Raw genomic sequence first — 21,710 nt, forward strand, 5'->3', positions numbered from 1 at the left:
CCCATATCGGTTAAGTTGCATGTTGATGATCTCCTGAATTTATTTTTTTGCCAATATTTAAATATTGGCTACATTTCACCTTGTGAACACGCTCACTTTCTGCCATTTTCAGCCATAAGAATTTTCATTCACAAAGCTATCGCAAACGTTTGCTTAGCCTGTTAGAATACTGCCCATGATGTTATTTTTCTCAAAAATGTAATTGCCTTGGGGGCCGTAGTGACTGATAAAACCTCTCTCAGCTATAAAGATGCCGGTGTCGATATTGATGCAGGTAACGCACTGGTTGAACGTATTAAAGGTGTCGTAAAAGAAACGCGTCGTCCCGAAGTAATGGGGGGTCTTGGTGGGTTCGGTGCATTATGTTCCCTGCCACAAAAATACCGCGAGCCCGTACTTGTTTCAGGTACCGACGGCGTTGGGACAAAATTACGTCTGGCAATGGATTTAAAACGCCATGATTCAATTGGGATTGACCTTGTTGCTATGTGCGTCAATGACCTTATCGTTCAAGGTGCTGAACCATTATTCTTCCTTGATTACTACGCAACAGGCAAATTAGACGTTGATACCGCTGCCAGCGTCATCACGGGAATTGCTGAAGGCTGTAAACAGTCTGGCTGTGCATTAGTGGGTGGTGAAACCGCTGAAATGCCAGGCATGTACCATGGTGAAGACTATGACCTTGCAGGTTTTTGCGTCGGTGTAGTTGAGCGCTCTGAAATCATTGATGGCAGTAAAGTCAGCGCAGGGGATGCACTGATCGCCCTCGCCTCCAGTGGCCCTCATTCAAACGGCTATTCATTAGTGCGTAAAATTTTAGAAGTCAGTAAAACGAACCCAGAAACTGAACAGTTAGATGGCAAATCATTGGCTGACCATTTATTAGAACCTACACGTATTTATGTGAAAAACGTGCTGGAGCTAATCGCAAAAAATGACATTCATGCAATTGCACACATTACCGGTGGCGGCTTTTGGGAAAATATCCCACGCGTTCTACCGGATAACACCCAGGCCATTATCGATGGCAGTAGCTGGCAATGGCCTTCAGTTTTCAGTTGGCTACAAAACGCGGGTGATGTCAGTACCCATGAAATGTACCGCACCTTTAACTGCGGTGTTGGCATCATCATTGCCCTGCCACAGAGTGAGGTCAACACCGCATTAGCGTTATTGACATCGCTGGGTGAAAACGCATGGCAAATTGGTTCAATCGGCCAATTACCTGCGGGTGAAGAGCAGGTTGTGATCCGCTAATGAAAAAAATCGTTGTCCTCATTTCTGGCAGTGGCAGTAACTTACAATCGATCATTGAAGGTTGCCAATCAGGCACAATAAAGGGTCGCATTGTGGCCGTAGTGAGCAACCAAAACACGGCTTATGGGCTAGTGAGGGCGCAGCAGGCAGGGATCCCTGCCGCTTGCCTCGATGCAAAAGCGTATAGCAATCGCCAAACCTATGATGCCGCTTTATTAGCGCTTATTGAACAATACCAACCAGACTTGGTAGTCTTAGCTGGGTTTATGCGTATTTTATCCCCTGATTTTGTCGCTCATTTCACCGGGAAATTACTCAATATTCACCCTTCTTTATTACCTAAATACCCTGGGCTACATACTCATCGTAAGGCTTTGGAAAATGGTGATAAAGAGCACGGTACTTCCGTTCACTTTGTCACTGAGGAATTAGACGGTGGCCCTGTGATATTACAGGCTAAAGTCCCTATATTCCCTGAAGATACCGAAGAAGACCTTATTGAACGCGTTAAAACGCAAGAGCATGCTATTTACCCTCTGGTTGTACAATGGTTTAGTGATAACCGCTTAACCATGGTTGACGGTAAAGCCGTATTAGATGGTAAAGCACTACCTCAACAGGGTTATGCTAATGAGTAGTTAATTTACAGTATAAATAACGATTCAAAGGGTGGAATTTCCACCCTTTTTGTTGCACTAAAATTGGCGAATATATAACCCGTCAATTGATTGTTTTTTCAGCGATTAACCACTTAATTCTGCATAAAGTGAACTATTCTTCAACAAGGGGATGATCTCTCTGTGTTATGTCATTATTTTATCTCAAATAAGTGGTATCCTTATTTAAGCAAAAAATGTTTTTTCATAACCAATAGAGGTGTTTTATGACTACCGGGCAAGTTCATCCGTTTAGGTTGCGCCCACTTGAACGTGAAGATTTAGCGTTTATTCATCAACTTGATAATAACGCCAGTGTGATGCGCTACTGGTTTGAAGAGCCTTACGAGGCCTTTGTTGAGCTAAGCGATCTTTACGACAAACATATTCATGACCAGTCCGAACGCCGTTTTATCGTGGAAAATGATAGCGAAAAAGTCGGGTTAGTTGAATTGGTTGAAATTGACTATGTTCACCGCCGTTCTGAGTTCCAAATTATCATTGCACCGCACCACCAAGGCCATGGCTATGCGAGCCGTGCAGCAAGGCTGGCAATGGACTATGCTTTCTCTGTATTAAATTTGTATAAGCTTTATCTCATTGTTGATAAAGAAAATGTCAAAGCGATCCACATTTATAATAAACTTGGCTTCCATACTGAAGGTGAATTGATTGATGAGTTTTTCGTGAATGGTCGCTACCATACGGCTATCCGTATGTGTGTTTTCCAACAGCAATATTTTGCGATGAAGCAGCAATCAGAAAACCCAGAAAGCGTCATCGCACAAGATAAAGCAATTAAGCATCACATTTAGTTAACTGGCTGATACAATCGCCATTAAGTAACAAGCGTCTAATACGGAGTCAGAATGTCCCAAGAACGTCTCTATCATGAAAAAGAGCTAAGCTGGCTGTCTTTTAACGAGCGTGTTTTGCAAGAGGCCGCCGATAAGCGTAACCCGCTGATTGAGCGAATGCGTTTTTTGGGCATTTATTCCAATAACTTAGATGAGTTCTATAAAGTGCGCTTCGCCGATGTGAAGCGCCGTATTTTAATTAATGAAGAACGTGGCTCTGCCAGTGGCTCTCGCCATTTACTTAAGCGCATTCAAGCAAAAGTCGCCAAACAAGAACAAGAGTTTGACGTTTTATATAATGATTTATTGCTTGAAATGGCCCGTAACCAAATATTCCTGATTAACGAGCGACAGATTTCCCCACGCCAACAAATTTGGTTGCGCCAATATTTTCGCCAAAATCTGCGCCAACACATTACACCGATTTTAATCAACCCAGACACGGACTTAGTTGAGTTTTTAAAAGATGATTATACCTATCTTGCGGTTGAGATCATTAATGGCAATGACATTCAATATGCACTGCTAGAAATTCCATCGGATAAAGTCCCTCGTTTTGTTAATCTCCCCCCGGAAATGCCAAAGCGTCGTAAATCCATGATTTTAATTGATAACATTCTTCGTTATACGTTAGACGAAATTTTCAAAGGCTTTTTCGATTACGACGAACTTAACGCGTATTCCATGAAAATGACTCGTGACGCCGAGTATGATATCGCGACCGAAATGGAGTCCAGCTTGCTGGAAATCATGTCGTCGACGTTAAAACAGCGCTTAACCGCAGAGCCTGTGCGTTTTGTTTATCAACGGGATATGCCTGATGAAATGGTCGCTTTGTTGCGGGAAAAACTAGGGTTATCCAACGATGACTCCGTCATTGCGGGTGGCCGTTATCATAACTTTAAAGATTTTATTAATTTCCCCAATGAAGGAAATAAAAATCTATTAAACAAACCATTGCCTCGCTTACGCCACCGCTGGTTTGATAATTTCCGTAACGGTTTTGATGCCATTCGGGAACGCGATGTGTTGCTGTATTACCCATATTACACCTTTGAGCATACCTTAGAGTTACTGCGCCAAGCCTCATTCGATCCAAATGTGTTATCCATTAAAATCAATATTTACCGTGTCGCAAAAGATTCACGCATCATCGATTCCGTGATCCACGCGGCACACAACGGCAAAAAAGTCACTGTGGTCGTTGAATTACAAGCACGTTTTGATGAAGCAGCAAACATCCATTGGGCTAAACGATTAACGGAAGCGGGTGTCCATGTTATTTTCTCCGCGCCTGGTCTGAAAATTCACGCCAAGTTATTTATCATATCCCGTATGGAAGAAGGCCAAATTGTCCGTTATGCCCACATTGGGACAGGAAACTTTAACGAAAAAACGGCGCGGCTGTATACCGACTATTCCTTACTAACGGCTAACGAGCAAATCACCAATGAAGTGCGCCGCGTATTTAGCTTTATTGAAAACCCATATCGCCCTGTCACCTTCGATAATTTGATGGTTTCACCACAAAATACACGGACAAAATTAACCGCGTTAATTGACCAAGAAATTGCCAATGCCCTTGAAGGCCTGCCAAGTGGCATTACATTAAAAATCAATAATTTGGTTGATAAAGAACTGACTGATAAACTCTATGATGCCTCCAATGCAGGGGTAAAAATTCGTTTATTAGTTCGTGGGATGTGCTCGCTAGTGGCTGGCCAAGCAGGTTACAGCGAAAATATTCAAGTCACCAGTATTGTTGACCGCTTTTTGGAACATGACCGCGTCTATGTGTTTGCCAACGCAGGAGACGAAAAAGTCTTTATTTCTTCAGCTGATTGGATGACTCGAAATATTGACTACCGAATTGAGGTCGCAGTTCAATTAGTCGATCCCCTTTTAAAACAACGGGTTTTGGATATTCTGGAATTACAATTCAGTGATACTGTAAAAGCGCGTTATGTTGACAAAGATTTAAGTAATCATTATGTTCCCCGCGGCAACAAGCGAAAAATTCGTTCTCAGCTTGCCATTTATGAACATTTGAAATCACTTGAAACGCCAGATACCCGAGCTTGATACTATGCCAATAACAACATCATCAGCACCAAGACCCCAAGAAATTGCGGCCATTGACCTAGGTTCAAATAGCTTTCATATGGTGATTGCGCGCGTTGTCAATGGAGCGCTTCAAGTGCTTACCCGCCTAAAGAAACGTGTTCACCTTGCTGATGGACTAAGCGATACCAATGAATTAAGCGAAGAGGCGATAGAACGTGGCCTTTCTTGTTTAGCGCTATTTGCTGAACGTTTACAAGGCTTTTCGCCTGATAACGTCTGCATTGTCGGTACCCACTCTTTACGTGTCGCCACCAATGTCAAAGACTTTTTGCAACGCGCAAAAGACATCATTCCCTATCCTATTGAAATTATTTCAGGACAAGAAGAAGCCCGTTTAATTTTTATGGGTGTCGAGCATACCCAACCAGAAAAAGGCCGTAAACTGGTTTTAGACATTGGTGGTGGTTCGACTGAAATTGTTATTGGTGAAAAATTTGAGCCATTATTAATAGAAAGCCGCCGTATGGGCTGTGTCAGCTTTGCAAAAAGCTATTTTTCCAACGAAACCATCACACCCGAATTTTTTAACCGAGCCTACCTCGCAGCATGTTTAAAATTAGAAAGCACCGCCATCCTGTTTAAAAAATACACGTGGGATGTCGCAATGGGGGCGTCGGGAACCATTAAAGCCACACATGGGGTTTTGTTAGAGCTTGGTTATAAGGACGGCATTATCACCCGTGAACGCCTGACTGAAATAAAAAATATGGCGTTGAAATATAAAACTTTTTCTTCTTTGGATATTCCCGGACTGTCCAATGAACGCAAACAGGTTTTTGTTCCTGGCTTAGCGATTTTACTGGCGGTTTTTGACTCATTAGAGATTAAAGAATTACGATTATCGGATGGCGCACTGCGCGAAGGGGTTTTATATGAAATGGAAGGCCGTTTTCGCCACCAAGATATCCGCCAACGTACTGCCTTGAGCCTTGCTGAGCACTACAATATTGATAGAGAACAAGCAAAACGGGTGTTGAAAACCATGGAAGAACTTTATTACCAATGGGGTCAACAAAATCCTAAGCAAATCAACCCACAATTAGAGTCTATTTTAATTTGGGCAGTGATGCTTCATGAGGTTGGATTAAGCATTAACCATAGCGGCATGCATCGCCACTCCGCTTATATTTTGCAAAATACCAATTTGCCCGGCTTTAACCAAGAACAACAGCTTTTGTTAGCCACGCTAGTGAGAAATCATCGCCGAGCCATAAAATACGATGATATTCCTAAGTTTAACTTATTTAAACGCAAACAGTTTATGCCGTTAATTCAAATTTTACGGCTCGCTATTTTATTAAATAATCAACGCCAATCCACCACTATTCCATCATCTTTGCGCATCGAAACAGACGATGGATATTGGACACTTTATTTACCTGCAGAATATCTTGAGCAAAATGCCTTGATGTTATTGGATTTAGAAAAAGAAAGTGCTTATTGGGAAGATGTTCCTGGTTGGTCATTAAGTATATGCGCGGAGAATAAATAACTTTCAGCCATTATTGTGGTGATTTCTTCTTATTTTTTTCACGCTAAACGCGGAAATCACTGCCTGTTTGATGCGACTATTTGATATATTATTCAAATGGGCGACAATAATGATAATAAATTTCGTCCGCTCACAGACGAATTAATAAAACGCGCTTCGGCGCGGCTATTGTTTTAAGGATTAAAATGTCACAATCTGCTTTCTCAAACGATGTGGGGCCAATAGTTAACCCGCACTCACAAAAGCTGGCACACATTCGCCAGCAGATCCTGACGCTTTTTTTAGATGACGAGGAATTCGTTCACGCACTTGTTGAAAATGATCAACACGTCAGTATTGATGACAAAGCAATTCGTGAAAAAATCAGTACTGTAAAAGAATTACTCCTCGATTTGCATACCGCGGATATCGCCGATATTTTAGAAATGTTACCCTACGACGAACGTCTCGCCTTATGGCGTTTAGTCGATAATAACGAGCGCGGTGAAGTGCTAGTCGAGGCCTCGGTCTCTGTATGGGACAGCCTGATTAAAGACATGTCGGATAGAGAACTGCTACGTGCAGTCGCTAGCTTACATGTGGATGAACAAGCCTACATTGCCGAACATCTTCCACGCGACACCATGCGCCGCCTGCTGACTTATTTAGAACCAAGCCTACGCAGCCGTATTCGCGAAGTTTTACAATACGCAAAAGACAGTGTCGGCCAAATGATGGATTTTGAATTCGTCACCGTTCGTCCAAACGTAGCCTTAAAAACAGTACAACGTTACTTACGTCAACGTGGCAAAATCCCAGAAGCCACCGATAAAATTTTCGTAGTAGATAACAATAATTATCTGCAAGGGGAATTACCTCTAACCACCATTTTGACACAATCACCCGATAAAATCGTCGCCGATGTCATGAAAACGGATACGGTAACCTTCCTTCCTGACGAAAAAGGGGAAGATGCAGCGAGCGCGTTCGAACGGTATGACTTAATTTCTGCCGCTGTTGTGGACAGCAATGGCTTATTGATGGGTCGTCTGACGGTTGAAGATATCGTTGATAATATTAGCGAAGAAAACGATAACAGCATCCGTCGTATGGGGGGGTTAAGCCCTGAAGAAGACGTCTTTGCCCCTGTAGGACAAGCAGTTAAAACCCGTTGGACATGGCTGGCCATCAACTTGTGTACTGCTTTCGTCGCATCCCGTGTGATTGGTGTGTTTGAAGACACCATCTCTCAGCTGGTTGCTCTCGCCACGTTGATGCCTATTGTAGCTGGGATTGGCGGGAATACCGGTAACCAAACTATCACCATGATTGTGCGTGCGATCGCACTCCACCAGATCCAAAGTGGTAGCTTCTCCTTCTTAATGCTCAGGGAGCTGGGTGTCGCCTTTATCAACGGCATTGTCTGGGGCGGTATCATGGGGGTTGTCACCTATTTCCTCTATGGCGATCTTGCCATGGGTGCTGTGATGACGCTTGCAATGGTACTAAACCTATTGATGGCGGCAATAATGGGTGTGCTTATTCCACTCATTATGATCAAAATGGGGAAAGACCCTGCCATTGGCTCTAGCGTAATGATTACAGCTATTACTGATACTGGCGGCTTCTTTATTTTCCTCGGTCTCGCTACCCTATTCTTAGTATAATCTTTGTTCGGGCATGTTCAGCGATAGCGTTGAGCATGCCCGATTTATAAAACTCCGCCATTTTCAATAAAAACCACACAAACATTTCAAATCGAACGCAGAAAACTCATTACATTGCAAAGTATTTATTATTTTATTAGCAAGTTCATCTATTATATAGATTAAAATCATCATTCAAATAATTATATTTAGCGCTTATTTCATTACATTAAATAGTAAGAAATTATTAAATTAATCATAATTAACTAAATATATTACTATTTTAAATATACGATATTCTGCAAAATGCAGATTATTAACATCATATAAGGTTATTTAAAGTCGCATTAGATATTAATGCCTAACAAAGAAGACTAATAGGAATGTTATGCTTGTTTTAGGTGTTGCGGTTTACAGAATATAGAATTTCCTGCTATAAATAAGGCATGCAAAAAGATACTGTGTATTGAACTACGTTATACCCATCCAACGTTTTCGACCTCTTATCTGCACCCAATAAATATGATTGGCTCATTATTTTGAGTAAATGCTTGTTACCCTGAATTTATATTATCGTGGATATTTTCAGGTATTTTAGAAGGATAGTACTATGACATCGCAAACAGCTAGCCAGCCCTCGGCACGACCGTTGGGCAAAGAAGATTATAAAACCTTAGGCTTGTCGTCTTTAGGCGGCACACTGGAATTTTATGATTTCGTTATTTTCGTCTTTTACGCGAAAATTATTTCTCAGCTCTTTTTCCCTGGGGATAATGAATTTCTCGCGCTAATGGCGACACTTGGCTTGTTTGCAGCGGGTTACCTTGCTCGCCCACTTGGCGGCATTATTATGGCTCACTTTGGTGACAAAATTGGCCGTAAAAAAATGTTCACCTTGAGTATTTTCTTGATGGCATTTCCAACATTCGTGATTGGTTTCTTGCCAACATTTGAAACCATTGGTGCAGCAGCGCCACTGTTATTATTGTTAATGCGCATCATGCAAGGTGCCGCTATCGGTGGTGAAATGCCAGGAGCATGGGTATTTATCGCGGAGCATACGCCAAAACAGCGTTACGGCTTAGGTGTTGGCACATTAACATCAGGGATTACTGGTGGTATCTTATTAGGTTCCATCGTGGCTATCATTATCGAGCGTACTTACACGACTGCTGAAGTCCATGACTTCGCATGGCGTATTCCGTTTATCTTGGGCGGTATCTTTGGCTTTATCTCTGTATATTTACGTCGTTTCTTGCAAGAAACACCTATTTTTAAAGAGTTAGCTGCGAAGAAAGCGTTATCCCAAGAATTACCTGTAAAAACCGTCATTAAATCCCATAAGCAAGCCTGTATGATCACTGCAGCACTAACATGGTCATTATCAACGGCGATTGTTGTGACGATTTTAATGACACCAGATGTGGTTTTAAAAGGTATCTACAATATTGATCGTAATATTGCGTTGCAAGCCAACTGTGCTGCCACATTAACCTTAACATTAGGCTGTATTTTCTGGGGCTGGTTAGGGGATAAAACAGGTACTCGTACCTCAATGACTTTGTCATGGGGCGGATTGGCTGTCACGGCGATTTATTTCTATTCGTCTTTATCAACGGATATTGCCGCCAATACCTTAATTTTTAACTATGGCTTAATGGGATTCTTTGTCGGTGCGATTGCAACAACGCCGATTATCAGCACCCGTGCGTTCCCACCTGAAATTCGTTATTCAGGCTTATCATTCGCTTATAACGTTGCCTACGCCATCTTCGGTGGTTTAACACCAATCTTAACAGGCGCGTGGTTACAACAATCTCATATGGCGCCGGCGTATTATGTGGCAGGCGTATCATTGTTAGCCGTTGCTGTTGCCTTTTTGCCACTGTCGTGGAAAGGTTGGACTGCAAAAGAGAAGCAAACTGATAATCGTGCACCTGTATTAAATACCAGTGCAACACAGTAAATAGCTCGTCACACTTCAATACAATGGCCTCAGGTTGAATTTAAACCGAGGCCATTTTTATTTTATGAATAACCACGTTGCAATAAGCAATGCAAAGGACAGCTCTAACGGTTCAATCTCTGTTGATAATTGATTTAGGGGTTATTTATCTGATTTTAGCTACAAAGACACAAAGATTAGCTTACTCTAAAAATAGTAGGTTTGTTTTGCATCGTATTCCCACCACATAAATTGACACTTATTCATAATTCCTCCATTTTTCTTTGTACCTATCAGGATAAACTATTAGTATGTCTAACTGACTCTTTTCAGTTAGTTTTTTGCCTCACAGCCAGACTAATTTTATCCACTCTTTTGAGTTAAGCGAATGACCAAAAATGAATAAGCAAAATCGCCGCAAATCTTTTACTCGCTCTGCTATTTTTGTTGCCATCATTGTGGCAGCTGGAGCGACTTGGTATTTTTACAATCAAGAAAAAACCGCAGATACGCCTAACTCAAGTGCGATTGCCAAACCGAATTCACAACGCAGTGCAATGGGCCGCCCTCCTCGCGTTTTAGCACCGGTGCAATTTGCCGTCGCTGAACAAAAAGTGGTTCCACGGTTTTTATCGGGCTTAGGAACTGTCCAAGCCGCTAATGTGGTGACAGTAACCAGCCGTGTTGAAGGGCAATTGATGAAGCTTTATTTTACTGAAGGGCAATACGTCAATGCAGGGGATTTGCTCGCACAAATCGACCCTCGCCCATTTGAAGTGCAATTAGCCCAAGCAGAAGGCCAGCTCGCAAAAGACAAGGCAACACTCGCCAATGCTCAACTGGATCTAGCCCGTTACCAAAAATTAGCAGGCACAAAAGTCATTTCACAACAAGAATTGGATAACCAACGTGCATTAGTATTACAAGCTCAAGGCAGTATTAAAGTCGATCAAGCCGCTGTCGACAGTGCTAAGTTACAATTAACTTACAGCAAAATCACAGCCCCTATTTCTGGACGTGTGGGTTTAAAACAAGTCGATGTGGGAAATTTTGTCTCGTCGGGAACATCAACACCAATTGTTGTGATCACCCAAACACAGCCCGCAGATGTGTTGTTTGCCTTACCTGAAGGGGATATCCCCGCAATCCAGCAAGCCCAAGCAAGCAGTAAAAATGTCCTGATTGAAGCTTGGGATCGTAATAACATTGCCCTGATTGCCCGTGGCGAGCTGCTCAGTACCGATAACCAAATTGATGCGGCAACAGGCACATTGAAAATTAAAGCACGCTTCACCAATGAGGAACAAAAATTGTTCCCGAACCAATTTGTGAATGTGAAAATGCAGGTCGAAACCCTGCAAGATGCCGTAGTTATCCCCACCGCAGCCTTACAAATGGGTAATGAAGGCCATTATGTCTGGATTCTCAGTGAAGATAACAAAGTGAGCAAGCATACCGTCACTGTAGGAATGCAAGATAGCCAACAGGTCGTGATTGAAAGTGGTTTAGCCGCCAACACAAAAGTGATTACAGACGGTGTAGATAAGCTCACCGATGGTACAACAGTTGAAGTCGTTACCCCTGAAAGCCTAGCCAAAAAAGATAAAGAACCTCGCAAAAGCAAACCATCTAGCGCGGAGAAAGCGTAATGCGGCCTGAAATGCTAAAAGGTGGCGGCCCATCTCGCCTATTCATCTTGCGCCCTGTTGCGACAACCTTATTCATGGTGGCTATATTACTGGCAGGGATTATTGGCTATCGCTTCTTACCCGTTTCCGCTTTACCTGAGGTCGATTACCCAACCATTCAAGTCGTGACGCTGTATCCTGGCGCAAGTCCTGATGTCATGACCTCCGCAGTTACCGCCCCCCTGGAAACCCAATTCGGGCAGATGTCGGGCTTAAAACAGATGTCATCCCAGAGCTCAGGTGGCGCCTCTGTGATCACCTTGATGTTCCAGCTTTCATTGCCGTTAGAGGTTGCTGAACAAGAAGTCCAAGCCGCGATTAATTCCGCCAGCAGTCTACTGCCATCTGATTTACCTTATCCACCCATTTATAACAAAGTGAACCCTGCAGACCCGCCTGTTTTAACGTTAGCAGTGACATCCGATGCCATGCCGTTGACACAAGTACAAGATATTATTGAAACGCGGATCGCACAAAAAATTTCCCAAGTTAATGGTGTGGGTTTAGTGACACTCGCTGGCGGTCAACGCCCTGCTGTGCGGGTGAACCTTAACCCGCAAGCGATGGCAGCCAAAGGGCTGGACAGCGAAACCATTCGTGTCGCGATTAATAATGCCAACGTCAATTCTGCTAAAGGGAGTTTTGATGGCCCAACTCGCGCGGTGACCCTTTCCGCCAACGACCAAATGAAATCCCTTGATGATTACCGCAAATTAATTGTGGCATTCCAAAATGGTGCACCTGTTCGCCTTGGCGACATTGCAACCATCAAAGAAGGTGCTGAAAATGCGTATCTAGGGGCATGGGCAAACAACGAACAAGCGATCGTGATTAACGTTCAGCGCCAACCTGGTGCGAACGTTATTGAAACCACGGATACTATCCGTACATTATTGCCTGAACTTATTGAGAGCCTCCCTAAATCCGTTAATGTCGATATTTTAACGGACAGAACCAGCACCATCCGCGCTTCAGTCAATGATGTGCAATTTGAGTTGATGTTGGCTATCGCGCTGGTTGTCATGGTCATTTATCTCTTTTTACGCAACGGGATTGCCACATTAATTCCAGGCATCGCAGTGCCACTTTCCCTAGTTGGCACCTTTGCAGTGATGTATTTTTGCGGATTCTCTGTCAATAACCTAACGTTGATGGCACTCACCATCGCTACAGGCTTTGTCGTGGACGATGCTATTGTGGTGATCGAAAATATCTCCCGTTATTTAGAACAAGGAGATAAACCGCTGGTTGCGGCATTAAAAGGTGCAGGGGAAATCGGTTTTACCATCATCTCCCTAACTTTCTCTCTTGTTGCAGTGTTAATTCCGCTATTATTTATGGGGGATATTGTTGGTCGCTTATTCCGTGAATTTGCCATTACCCTTGCTGTTGCCATTTTGATTTCAGCGGTGGTGTCCCTCACGCTCACTCCAATGATGTGCGCACGGTTATTAAAGCCAGAATCGCAGCACAAACATAACCGTTTTGAGTTAGCATGCGAGCGATTCTTTGACCGCATGGTGGCAGGTTATGCCATTTGGCTAAAGCGAATTTTAAACCATCAATGGCTCACGCTGTCCGTTGCGCTCGGTACTATGGTACTCACCGTCTTGTTGTATATGTGGATCCCAAAAGGCTTCTTCCCATTACAAGACAGCGGCATTATTCAAGGCTCTATTGAAAGTCGACAATCCATTTCGTTTTCTGCAATGGCGCAAAAGCAGCAAGAAGTCGCGGACAAGCTCCTCGCCGACCCTGCCGTTGACAACGTCACCACCTACGTCGGCGTCGATGGCACAAACGCAACACTGAATAATGCGCGCCTTCAGATTACCTTAAAACCCCTTGATGAGCGTGAAGATCGCGTCGTTGCTATTATTGCACGCCTGCAACAATCCGCAGATAACATTGCAGGGGTGAATTTATACCTGCAACCAATGCAAGATTTAACCATTGATACGCAAGTGGCTCGTACTCAATATCAATTCACCTTGCAAGCAAGTACTCTTGATGAGTTATCGACTTGGGTGCCTAAGTTGATGAGTGAGTTAGAGCAACAACCTGAGTTAACGGATGTGAGTAGTGATTGGCAAAATAAGGGGTTAGTCGCTTATGTGAATGTTAACCGTGATACAGCAAGCCGTTTTGGCATTACCATGTCATCCATCGATAACGCGCTGTACAATGCCTTTGGTCAGCGCATGATTTCGACCATTTATACCCAATCGAATCAATATCGCGTCATTTTAGAGCATGATACGCAAACCCGCGATGGTATGGATGCCCTGAACGATATTCGCTTAAAAGGTACCGATGGCGCTATAGTGCCACTCAGCACCTTAGTGAACATTCAAGAAGGTTATGGCCCATTGGCGATTAATCACCTTGACCAATTCCCAGCCGTGACCTTCTCATTTAATGTGGCCGATGGCGCGTCCTTAGAATCCGCAGTCAATGCGGTTAAACACGCGGAATCACAAATTTCGATGCCAAAATCCATTACCACGCAATTTCAAGGCGCGACGTTAGCCTTTGAAGCTGCATTAAGCAGCACCATTTGGTTAATCGCAGCCGCAATTGTGGCGATGTACATCGTGCTAGGTATTTTATATGAAAGCTTTATTCACCCCATTACCATTCTTTCCACCTTACCCACGGCGGGCGTAGGTGCACTGCTCGCCTTAATGATGGCAGGAAAAGACCTCGATGTGATCGCGGTAATAGGGATTATCTTATTGATTGGTATCGTGAAAAAGAACGCCATCATGATGATTGACTTTGCCCTTGCCGCAGAGCGAGAACAAGGCATGTCGCCATATGATGCCATTTATCAAGCTTGTTTATTACGTTTTCGTCCAATATTGATGACAACAATGGCTGCATTGCTAGGTGCATTGCCGTTAATGCTCAGTACGGGTGTAGGTGCAGAGTTGCGCCAACCGCTGGGGATTTGTATGGTAGGGGGCTTAATTATGAGCCAGATATTAACGTTATTCACGACCCCTGTGATTTATTTGTTATTTGACCGTTTGTCACATTACCTAAAAGCACGCCGTCAAATAAATAAGGCGCAGGTATCGTAATGAAACGCTTTTTCGCCCTGTTTATTAGCCGCCCCGTTGCCACCACACTGATTAGCGTGGCGATCACCTTATGCGGCGCATTAAGTTTTCTCTTTTTACCTGTTGCGCCGCTTCCCCAAGTGGACTACCCTGTGATTAACGTGACAGCGTCACTTCCAGGTGCATCTCCTGAAACCATGGCATCTTCTGTTGCAACGCCTTTAGAGCGTTCATTAGGCAGCATAGCAGGGATCAGCGAGATGACTTCAAGCAGCGCACTGGGGCGTACCACAATCACCCTCGAATTTAATCTTGATAAAGATATCAATAACGCAGCGCGCGAAGTCCAAGCGGCCATTAATGCCGCCCAAACCCTGCTGCCTAGCGGTATGCCCAGTCGCCCACGTTACTACAAATCAAATCCATCTGATGCGCCTATCATGATTTTAACCATGACATCGCAAACCCTTGGAACAGGGGAAATTTATGATATCGCCTCAACACGCCTTGCTCAACGTATTGCACAAATTGAAGGGGTTAGTGAAGTTTCTGTGGGCGGTGGCTCACTTCCCGCAGTGCGTGTGGAATTAAACCCAACAGCGTTATTCAACCAAGGCGTATCCCTTGATGCCGTGCGTTCAGCCATCAGTAGCGCTAACGTGCGCCAACCCCAAGGCTACATTAACGATGACGAAAAACGGTATCAGGTACAAACCAACGATGAACTAAAAAAAGCGGCAGATTACCGCCCAATTATTGTGCACTACAAGGCAGGCAATGCAGTTAAGCTCAGTGATGTTGCCAATGTCAAAGATTCTATTGAAAATGTCCGTGCTGCTGGAATGGCAGATGGCAAGCCCGCGATCTTGATTGTGATCCGTCGTGAGGCGGGTGCCAATATTATTGAAACCGTCAATCGCATACGGGCTGAAATCCCTGAATTTAGGGACATGATCCCTGCCGCTATTGACCTCAAAGTCGCACAAGATAGAACGCCGACCATTCGTGCCTCCCTTGCAGAAGTGGAACGTGCCCTGTTAATCGCCGTCGCATTGGTTATTTTGGTGGTACTGCTATTCCTACGTTCTGGACGTGCCACCTTAATTCCGGCTATTGCCGTACCTGTTTCACTCATTGGGACTTTTACTGCCATGTATTTATGTGGCTTTAGTCTTAACAACTTATCATTGATGGCGTTGACCGTTGCTACGGGCTTTGTGGTCGATGATGCGATTGTGGTTTTGGAGAACATTTCCCGTCATATTGAAAATGGCATGAAGCCCTTTATGGCTGCAGTCAAAGGGGTGCATGAAGTCGGCTTTACTGTCGTCTCCATGAGTATTTCCTTAGTTGCTGTGTTTATCCCTCTCCTCTTGATGGATGGGCTCGTTGGACGACTTTTTCGTGAGTTTGCCATTACCCTTGCAACCGCAATTGGGATTTCATTAATTGTTTCCCTCACCCTGACCCCCATGATGTGCGCATATTTACTTAAAAAGCGGGGAAAAAATAGTAAAGCCAAACACCGTGGCTTTGGCCGTATCTTACTGTGGGTTCAAGAACGTTATGGCATTGCACTAAACTGGGTGTTAAACCACCGCCGTAGCGTATTAGCGATTTTGTTTGCCACTATTGGGCTTAATGTTTATTTATATATTACTGTTCCTAAAGCATTTTTCCCTGAACAGGATACAGGCCGTGTATTGGGCTTTGTCCGTGCCGACCAAAGTATCTCGTTCCAATCAATGAAAGAAAAAATGACCCGCTTTATGGAACAGGTTAAAGAAGACCCCGCTATCGATAATGTAACGGGGTTTACCGGCGGCAGTCGCGTTAACAGTGGTTTTATGTATATCTCGCTGAAACCACTTGGAGAGCGCACTGAAAACTCAGCGACCGTTATCAACCGGTTACGCGTCAAGCTTGCCAACGAGCCAGGGGCAAACTTGTTTATGATGCCAGTGCAGGATATCCGTGTTGGCGGTCGCCAGGCAAATGCCAGTTACCAATTTACTTTGCTTGCTGATGAGCTTAATGCGCTAAGAGATTGGGAGCCCGCCATCCGTAAAGCATTAGGTGAGCTTCCACAATTAACGGATGTGAACTCTGATAAAGAAGACAAAGGCGCAGAAATGGCCATCACCTATGACAGAGACCTAATGGCACAATTAGGAATTGATGTACGTGAAGCCAACAGTTTGCTCAATAACGCCTTTGGTCAGCGCCAAGTTTCGACAATTTATGAAGCCATGAACCAATATAAAGTGGTGATGGAAGTCGCGCCTGAATATACCCAAGATGTGAGCGCCCTTGATAACATGTTTGTCATTAACAAAACAGGGCAAGCAATCCCCCTTTCCTATTTTGCTCGCTGGCAACCTGCCAATGCGCCACTAAGTGTGAATCACCAAGGGTTATCAGCCGCATCCACGATCGGTTTTAACGTCGCGGATGGCTATACGCTAAATGATGCAATGGTGGAAATTGAAAAAACAATGACAGCTCTTGGCGTGCCTTCTACTGTACGGGGCACTTTTGCAGGCACCGCGCAGGTTTTCCAAGAAACCTTGAAATCACAGCTTTTTTTAATTTTAGCGGCTATCGTCACCGTCTATTTAGTGCTCGGTATTTTGTATGAAAGCTACATTCACCCACTAACGATTTTGTCCACCCTACCGTCTGCCGGGGTCGGTGCATTATTAGCCTTGGAATTATTTGATACGCCATTTAGTTTAATCGCCTTAATTGGCATTATGTTGCTCATTGGCATCGTGAAGAAAAACGCCATTATCATGGTGGACTTTGCGATTCAAGCCCAACGAACTGCGGGTTTAACGGCTCGAGAAGCCATTTTCCGCGCCAGTTTATTGCGCTTTCGCCCCATTTTGATGACCACATTAGCAGCGATTTTCGGTGCTTTGCCCTTAATGTTAGGCAGTGGTGATGGTGCAGAATTACGCCAACCGCTGGGGATCACCATCGTTGGCGGTTTAATCATGAGCCAGCTGCTCACACTATTCACCACGCCAGTGGTCTATTTAAGCTTTGATAGCTTGAGGCAACGTTGGGCTAGCAGAAAGGCAGCGTCACGCCTTAAAATGGAGAAACACCATGAAGCTTAGGTTTAACAGTGTGAGTACCCGCTTGTTTCTGGCTATCTTCGCCACCTGCTTGCTGCTTGTGGTGATCATGCACCAAGGCGTACGCATGAGTTTTCAACACGGCTTTATTGATTATATTAAAGAAAATGATCAACAGCGGGTGGAACAAGTCTCTGCTGCCCTTGCGGAGCAATATCAAGAAACGGGAAATTGGCGCTTTTTATTAGGTGATGAGCGGACTTTTTTCCGCATTTTGCGCTCTGTTGAGCACCAACAACATCGTGGCCCGATGCGCCAGCGATGGAGAACCATATTTTGGGTTTATGACACGCAAGATAGACTGATTTTTGGTAAAGACACCCCGCTGCCAAGCAAAGTGATCCGTGAGCCAATTATCACCGATGATGGCAACACCGTTGGTTGGCTTGTTGCCAGCTATGAAGACGGTATTAGTAGCGCGCTTGACCGTCGCTTTGATAGCAAACAACTGTATACTAGTTGGGTGATCGCAGGGCTGTCCCTGTTTGTGGCATTGATAGCCACTATTTTTCTGGCTCGGAGTTTTTTAAAACCTATCAAACGGTTACTCGAAGGCACGAATCAATTAGCACGTGGTGACTTTACCACCCGTGTACCTGAAGAAGGCCGCGACGAACTCGGTCAATTAGCGAAAGATTTCAACCATCTAGCCTCTACCCTTGAAAAAAATGAGCAAATGCGCCGTGATTATATGGCAGATATTTCTCACGAGTTACGCACGCCGTTATCCGTTTTACGCGGTGAGTTAGAAGCGGTACAAGATGGCGTGCGCCAAGCAACACCTGAAACAATTAATTCCCTACTCAATGAAACTCACACGCTAATCAAACTGGTGAATGATTTACATCAGCTATCACTTTCTGACCGTGGTTCACTGATCTATCGCAAACACCCCATTGATATTATTCCCTTATTGGATATGGTCATCGGGCAATCTCGTTGGCGTATTGAAGACCAACAATTAACCGTTTCGCGCCACTTTAGCGAACAAGCTATTGTATTTGCTGACCCAGACCGCATTAACCAATTATTCTATAATTTGATGGAAAATAGTCTTCGCTATACTGATTCAGGCGGGAAAATTGCCATTGATGTCACAGAGCAACACCAGCAGCTGTCTATTGTTTGGCAAGATAGCGCCCCAGGCCTGAGTGCACTGCAATGCCAACATATTTTCGAGCGATTTTACCGTGCTGAAGGCTCCCGTAACCGCGCCAGTGGCGGTTCTGGTTTAGGGTTAGCCATTTGCTATAATATTGTTGAAGCGCATAATGGTTCTATCACTGCAGAGCCTTCATCCCTCGGCGGTGTCAAAATTACCATCTCTTTACCGGTACAATTTCAGGAAAAAGGAATTTAGCCATGGCAGAAAATCACAATGCGCATGTTTTGATTGTGGAAGATGAGCCCAAGTTAGGCCAACTTTTGTTTGATTACTTGCAAGCAGCGAATTACCTCCCTACCTTATTAAGCCGTGGTGATGAGGTCATTCCTTATGTGAAAAATAACCATACCGACCTGATTTTATTAGATTTAATGCTGCCTGGCTTAGATGGATTATCGGTTTGCCGTGAATTACGCAAATTCAGTGATGTCCCCATCGTGATGGTGACAGCAAAAACAGAGGAAATCGACCGCTTATTAGGGCTAGAAATTGGTGCTGATGACTATATTTGTAAGCCATTTAGCCCGCGGGAAGTGGTTGCTCGTGTTAAAACCATTTTACGCCGTTGCCAAGTTACCAATGAGCCATCTCACTCCCAACATTCAACGCAATTGATTATTGACGAAAATGCGTTCCAAGTACGCTATGGCACAAAATTACTTGAGCTCACCCCTGCTGAGTTTCGGTTGCTAAAATTTCTTTCCGATAATGCAGGCACCGTGTTCTCCCGTGATCAACTCCTCGACATTCTCTACGATGACCATCGTGTCGTCACAGACCGCACAATCGACAGCCACGTGAAAAATTTACGCCGAAAATTAGAATCATTAGATAACGAAAAAACCTTTATTCGTTCAATTTATGGGCTGGGTTATCGTTGGGATGATGTTTAAAGGCTAAATAGACGTACTTTTATTAAGGGATATTTGGTTTTTAACGCAATTAGCGTTAAAATCACCGCCCTTAATACGCCATTTCCACAGAAATGGTGCTGACTTGATATCAGATAGAGACAAACCATGTTTACACCAGAACTTTTATCCCCTGCCGGTTCATTAAAAAATATGCGCTATGCATTCGCCTATGGTGCCGATGCCGTTTATGCAGGGCAACCCCGTTATAGCCTACGCGTTCGTAACAATGAGTTTAACCACGAAAACCTCGCTAAAGGCATTCAAGAAGCCCATGATCTGGGCAAGAAATTTTATGTGGTGGTCAATATCGCACCACACAATGCCAAGTTAAAAACCTTTATTCGTGACTTAACACCGGTTATCGAAATGGGCCCTGATGCGCTGATTATGTCTGACCCGGGTCTGATTATGATGGTGCGCGAAGCCTTTCCTGACATGGATATTCACTTATCTGTTCAAGCAAATGCGGTTAACTGGGCATCGGTAAAATTCTGGAAACAAATGGGATTAACTCGAGTGATTTTGTCCCGCGAGTTGTCTTTGGAAGAAATTGCAGAAATCCGCCAGCACGTGCCTGACATGGAATTGGAAGTGTTCGTCCACGGTGCACTCTGTATGGCGTATTCAGGCCGTTGCCTGCTATCAGGTTATATTAATAAACGTGACCCGAACCAAGGTACCTGCACTAATGCATGCCGTTGGGAATATAAAGTGGAAGAAGGTAAAGAAGATGATGTGGGCAATATTGTTCATGTTCATGAGCCCATTCCCGTGCAAAACATCGCCCCAACATTAGGGGCTGGTGCGCCAACGGATAAAGTGTTTATGATTGAAGAGGCCAAACGCCCAGGCGAATATATGACGGCGTTTGAAGACGAACACGGCACGTACATCATGAACTCTAAAGACCTTCGTGCAATTGAACATGTTGAAAACCTAACTAAAATGGGTGTTCACTCACTGAAAATCGAAGGCCGCACTAAATCTTTCTATTATTGTGCTCGTACTGCACAGGTCTATCGCCGTGCGATTGATGACGCTGTCGCAGGTAAACCGTTCGACCCAACGTTGCTATCGACCTTAGAAGGGTTAGCTCACCGTGGTTATACCGAAGGTTTTTTACGTCGTCATACCCATGATGCATACCAAACTTACGAATACGGCTATTCTGTGTCAGATACTCAGCAGTTTGTGGGGGAATTTACAGGTAAGCGTGTCAATGGCCTTGCGGAAGTGGATGTAAAAAATAAATTTAGCGTGGGCGATAGCTTAGAAATGATGACACCTACAGGTAACATTGTGTTTATGCTCGATGCATTAACGAACCGTAAAGGGGAAGCCATTGATGTCGCACCAGGTAATGGCCATGTAGTATACCTGCCTATTCCTGAAGACGTTGATGTCAACTTTGGTTTATTGATCCGCAACCTTGCAGGAACAACAACGCGCGATCCGCACCAAACTCAGTCAGAAAACCCCATTGCAAGCTAACGCTTAGCAATAATTTTCGATATAAACACATGATTATCTAGCCAAGAATTCGTAATCTAGTTATTTGAATTTTTGGCTTTTTTATCGGCAATTGATAAACCTATTTCACTTTAAGTGCCATCTCGCATTTGCGAATCATTCTCGTTATTGACATTTTCTTTGAAAAGTGCACTGAATATCCAATTTTATGCAACAGATCACATCAATTGGTTATTCAATATCGTATAGTCACTATCGAAAACGAAGAACTAGAAAGTCATAAAATAAGACTAGGAACCACCTCCTTGGCTG

The 21,710-nt window shown here is 44.0% G+C and carries 12 protein-coding genes and 1 pseudogene; all 13 read left to right on the top strand.

The window, feature by feature from the left end; translation table 11 throughout:
- Window positions 1–219 precede the first annotated feature (219 nt).
- The 13 genes and pseudogenes from purM (at window position 220) to trhP (ending at window position 21,419) form a co-directional block, all read left to right on the top strand.
- A complete protein-coding gene (gene purM, locus KDJ85_RS05355) occupies window positions 220–1,260 on the top strand; it encodes a phosphoribosylformylglycinamidine cyclo-ligase (protein ID WP_225818775.1) in 1,041 nt (346 codons plus the stop codon).
- Complete coding sequence (gene purN, locus KDJ85_RS05360; protein ID WP_225818776.1) at window positions 1,260–1,898, top strand: phosphoribosylglycinamide formyltransferase; 639 nt, start codon at window positions 1,260–1,262, stop codon at window positions 1,896–1,898. Before purM ends, purN begins: the two co-directional genes overlap by 1 nt.
- A gap of 245 nt (window positions 1,899–2,143) precedes the next feature.
- A complete protein-coding gene (gene speG / locus KDJ85_RS05365) occupies window positions 2,144–2,731 on the top strand; it encodes a spermidine N1-acetyltransferase (protein WP_206086537.1) in 588 nt (195 codons plus the stop codon).
- Window positions 2,732–2,785: 54 nt separating this feature from the next.
- Entirely contained in the window at window positions 2,786–4,855 is a 2,070-nt protein-coding gene (gene ppk1 / locus KDJ85_RS05370) for a polyphosphate kinase 1 (protein ID WP_225818777.1), read from the top strand.
- 4 nt (window positions 4,856–4,859) lie between these two features.
- A complete protein-coding gene (locus KDJ85_RS05375) occupies window positions 4,860–6,389 on the top strand; it encodes an exopolyphosphatase (protein ID WP_225818778.1) in 1,530 nt (509 codons plus the stop codon).
- Between the two features lie 365 nt (window positions 6,390–6,754).
- Window positions 6,755–8,035 (top strand): annotated as a pseudogene (gene mgtE, locus KDJ85_RS05380) (magnesium transporter); the annotation flags it as partial.
- Between the two features lie 589 nt (window positions 8,036–8,624).
- Window positions 8,625–9,980, top strand: a complete 1,356-nt coding sequence (locus KDJ85_RS05385; protein ID WP_225818780.1) for an MFS transporter — start codon at window positions 8,625–8,627, stop codon at window positions 9,978–9,980.
- 377 nt (window positions 9,981–10,357) lie between these two features.
- The gene (locus KDJ85_RS05390; RefSeq protein WP_225818781.1) at window positions 10,358–11,608 is read left to right on the top strand and encodes an MdtA/MuxA family multidrug efflux RND transporter periplasmic adaptor subunit; all 1,251 of its coding nucleotides are present in this window, start codon (window positions 10,358–10,360) and stop codon (window positions 11,606–11,608) included.
- Entirely contained in the window at window positions 11,608–14,730 is a 3,123-nt protein-coding gene (locus tag KDJ85_RS05395; RefSeq protein WP_225818782.1) for an MdtB/MuxB family multidrug efflux RND transporter permease subunit, read from the top strand. The genes KDJ85_RS05390 and KDJ85_RS05395 overlap by 1 nt, the downstream gene beginning before the upstream one ends.
- Window positions 14,730–17,831, top strand: coding sequence for a multidrug efflux RND transporter permease subunit MdtC (gene mdtC, locus KDJ85_RS05400; protein WP_225818783.1), 3,102 nt, complete (start codon window positions 14,730–14,732; stop codon window positions 17,829–17,831). The genes KDJ85_RS05395 and mdtC overlap by 1 nt, the downstream gene beginning before the upstream one ends.
- Window positions 17,821–19,209, top strand: a complete 1,389-nt coding sequence (gene baeS, locus KDJ85_RS05405; protein ID WP_225818784.1) for an envelope stress sensor histidine kinase BaeS — start codon at window positions 17,821–17,823, stop codon at window positions 19,207–19,209. Before mdtC ends, baeS begins: the two co-directional genes overlap by 11 nt.
- 2 nt (window positions 19,210–19,211) lie before the next feature.
- Window positions 19,212–19,907, top strand: a complete 696-nt coding sequence (gene baeR, locus KDJ85_RS05410) for an envelope stress response regulator BaeR (RefSeq protein WP_225818785.1) — start codon at window positions 19,212–19,214, stop codon at window positions 19,905–19,907.
- Between the two features lie 126 nt (window positions 19,908–20,033).
- Complete coding sequence (gene trhP / locus KDJ85_RS05415; protein ID WP_225818786.1) at window positions 20,034–21,419, top strand: prephenate-dependent tRNA uridine(34) hydroxylase TrhP; 1,386 nt, start codon at window positions 20,034–20,036, stop codon at window positions 21,417–21,419.
- Window positions 21,420–21,710 lie beyond the last annotated feature (291 nt).

It is taken from the genome of Providencia vermicola (assembly GCF_020381325.1).
Classification (GTDB): domain Bacteria; phylum Pseudomonadota; class Gammaproteobacteria; order Enterobacterales; family Enterobacteriaceae; genus Providencia; species Providencia vermicola.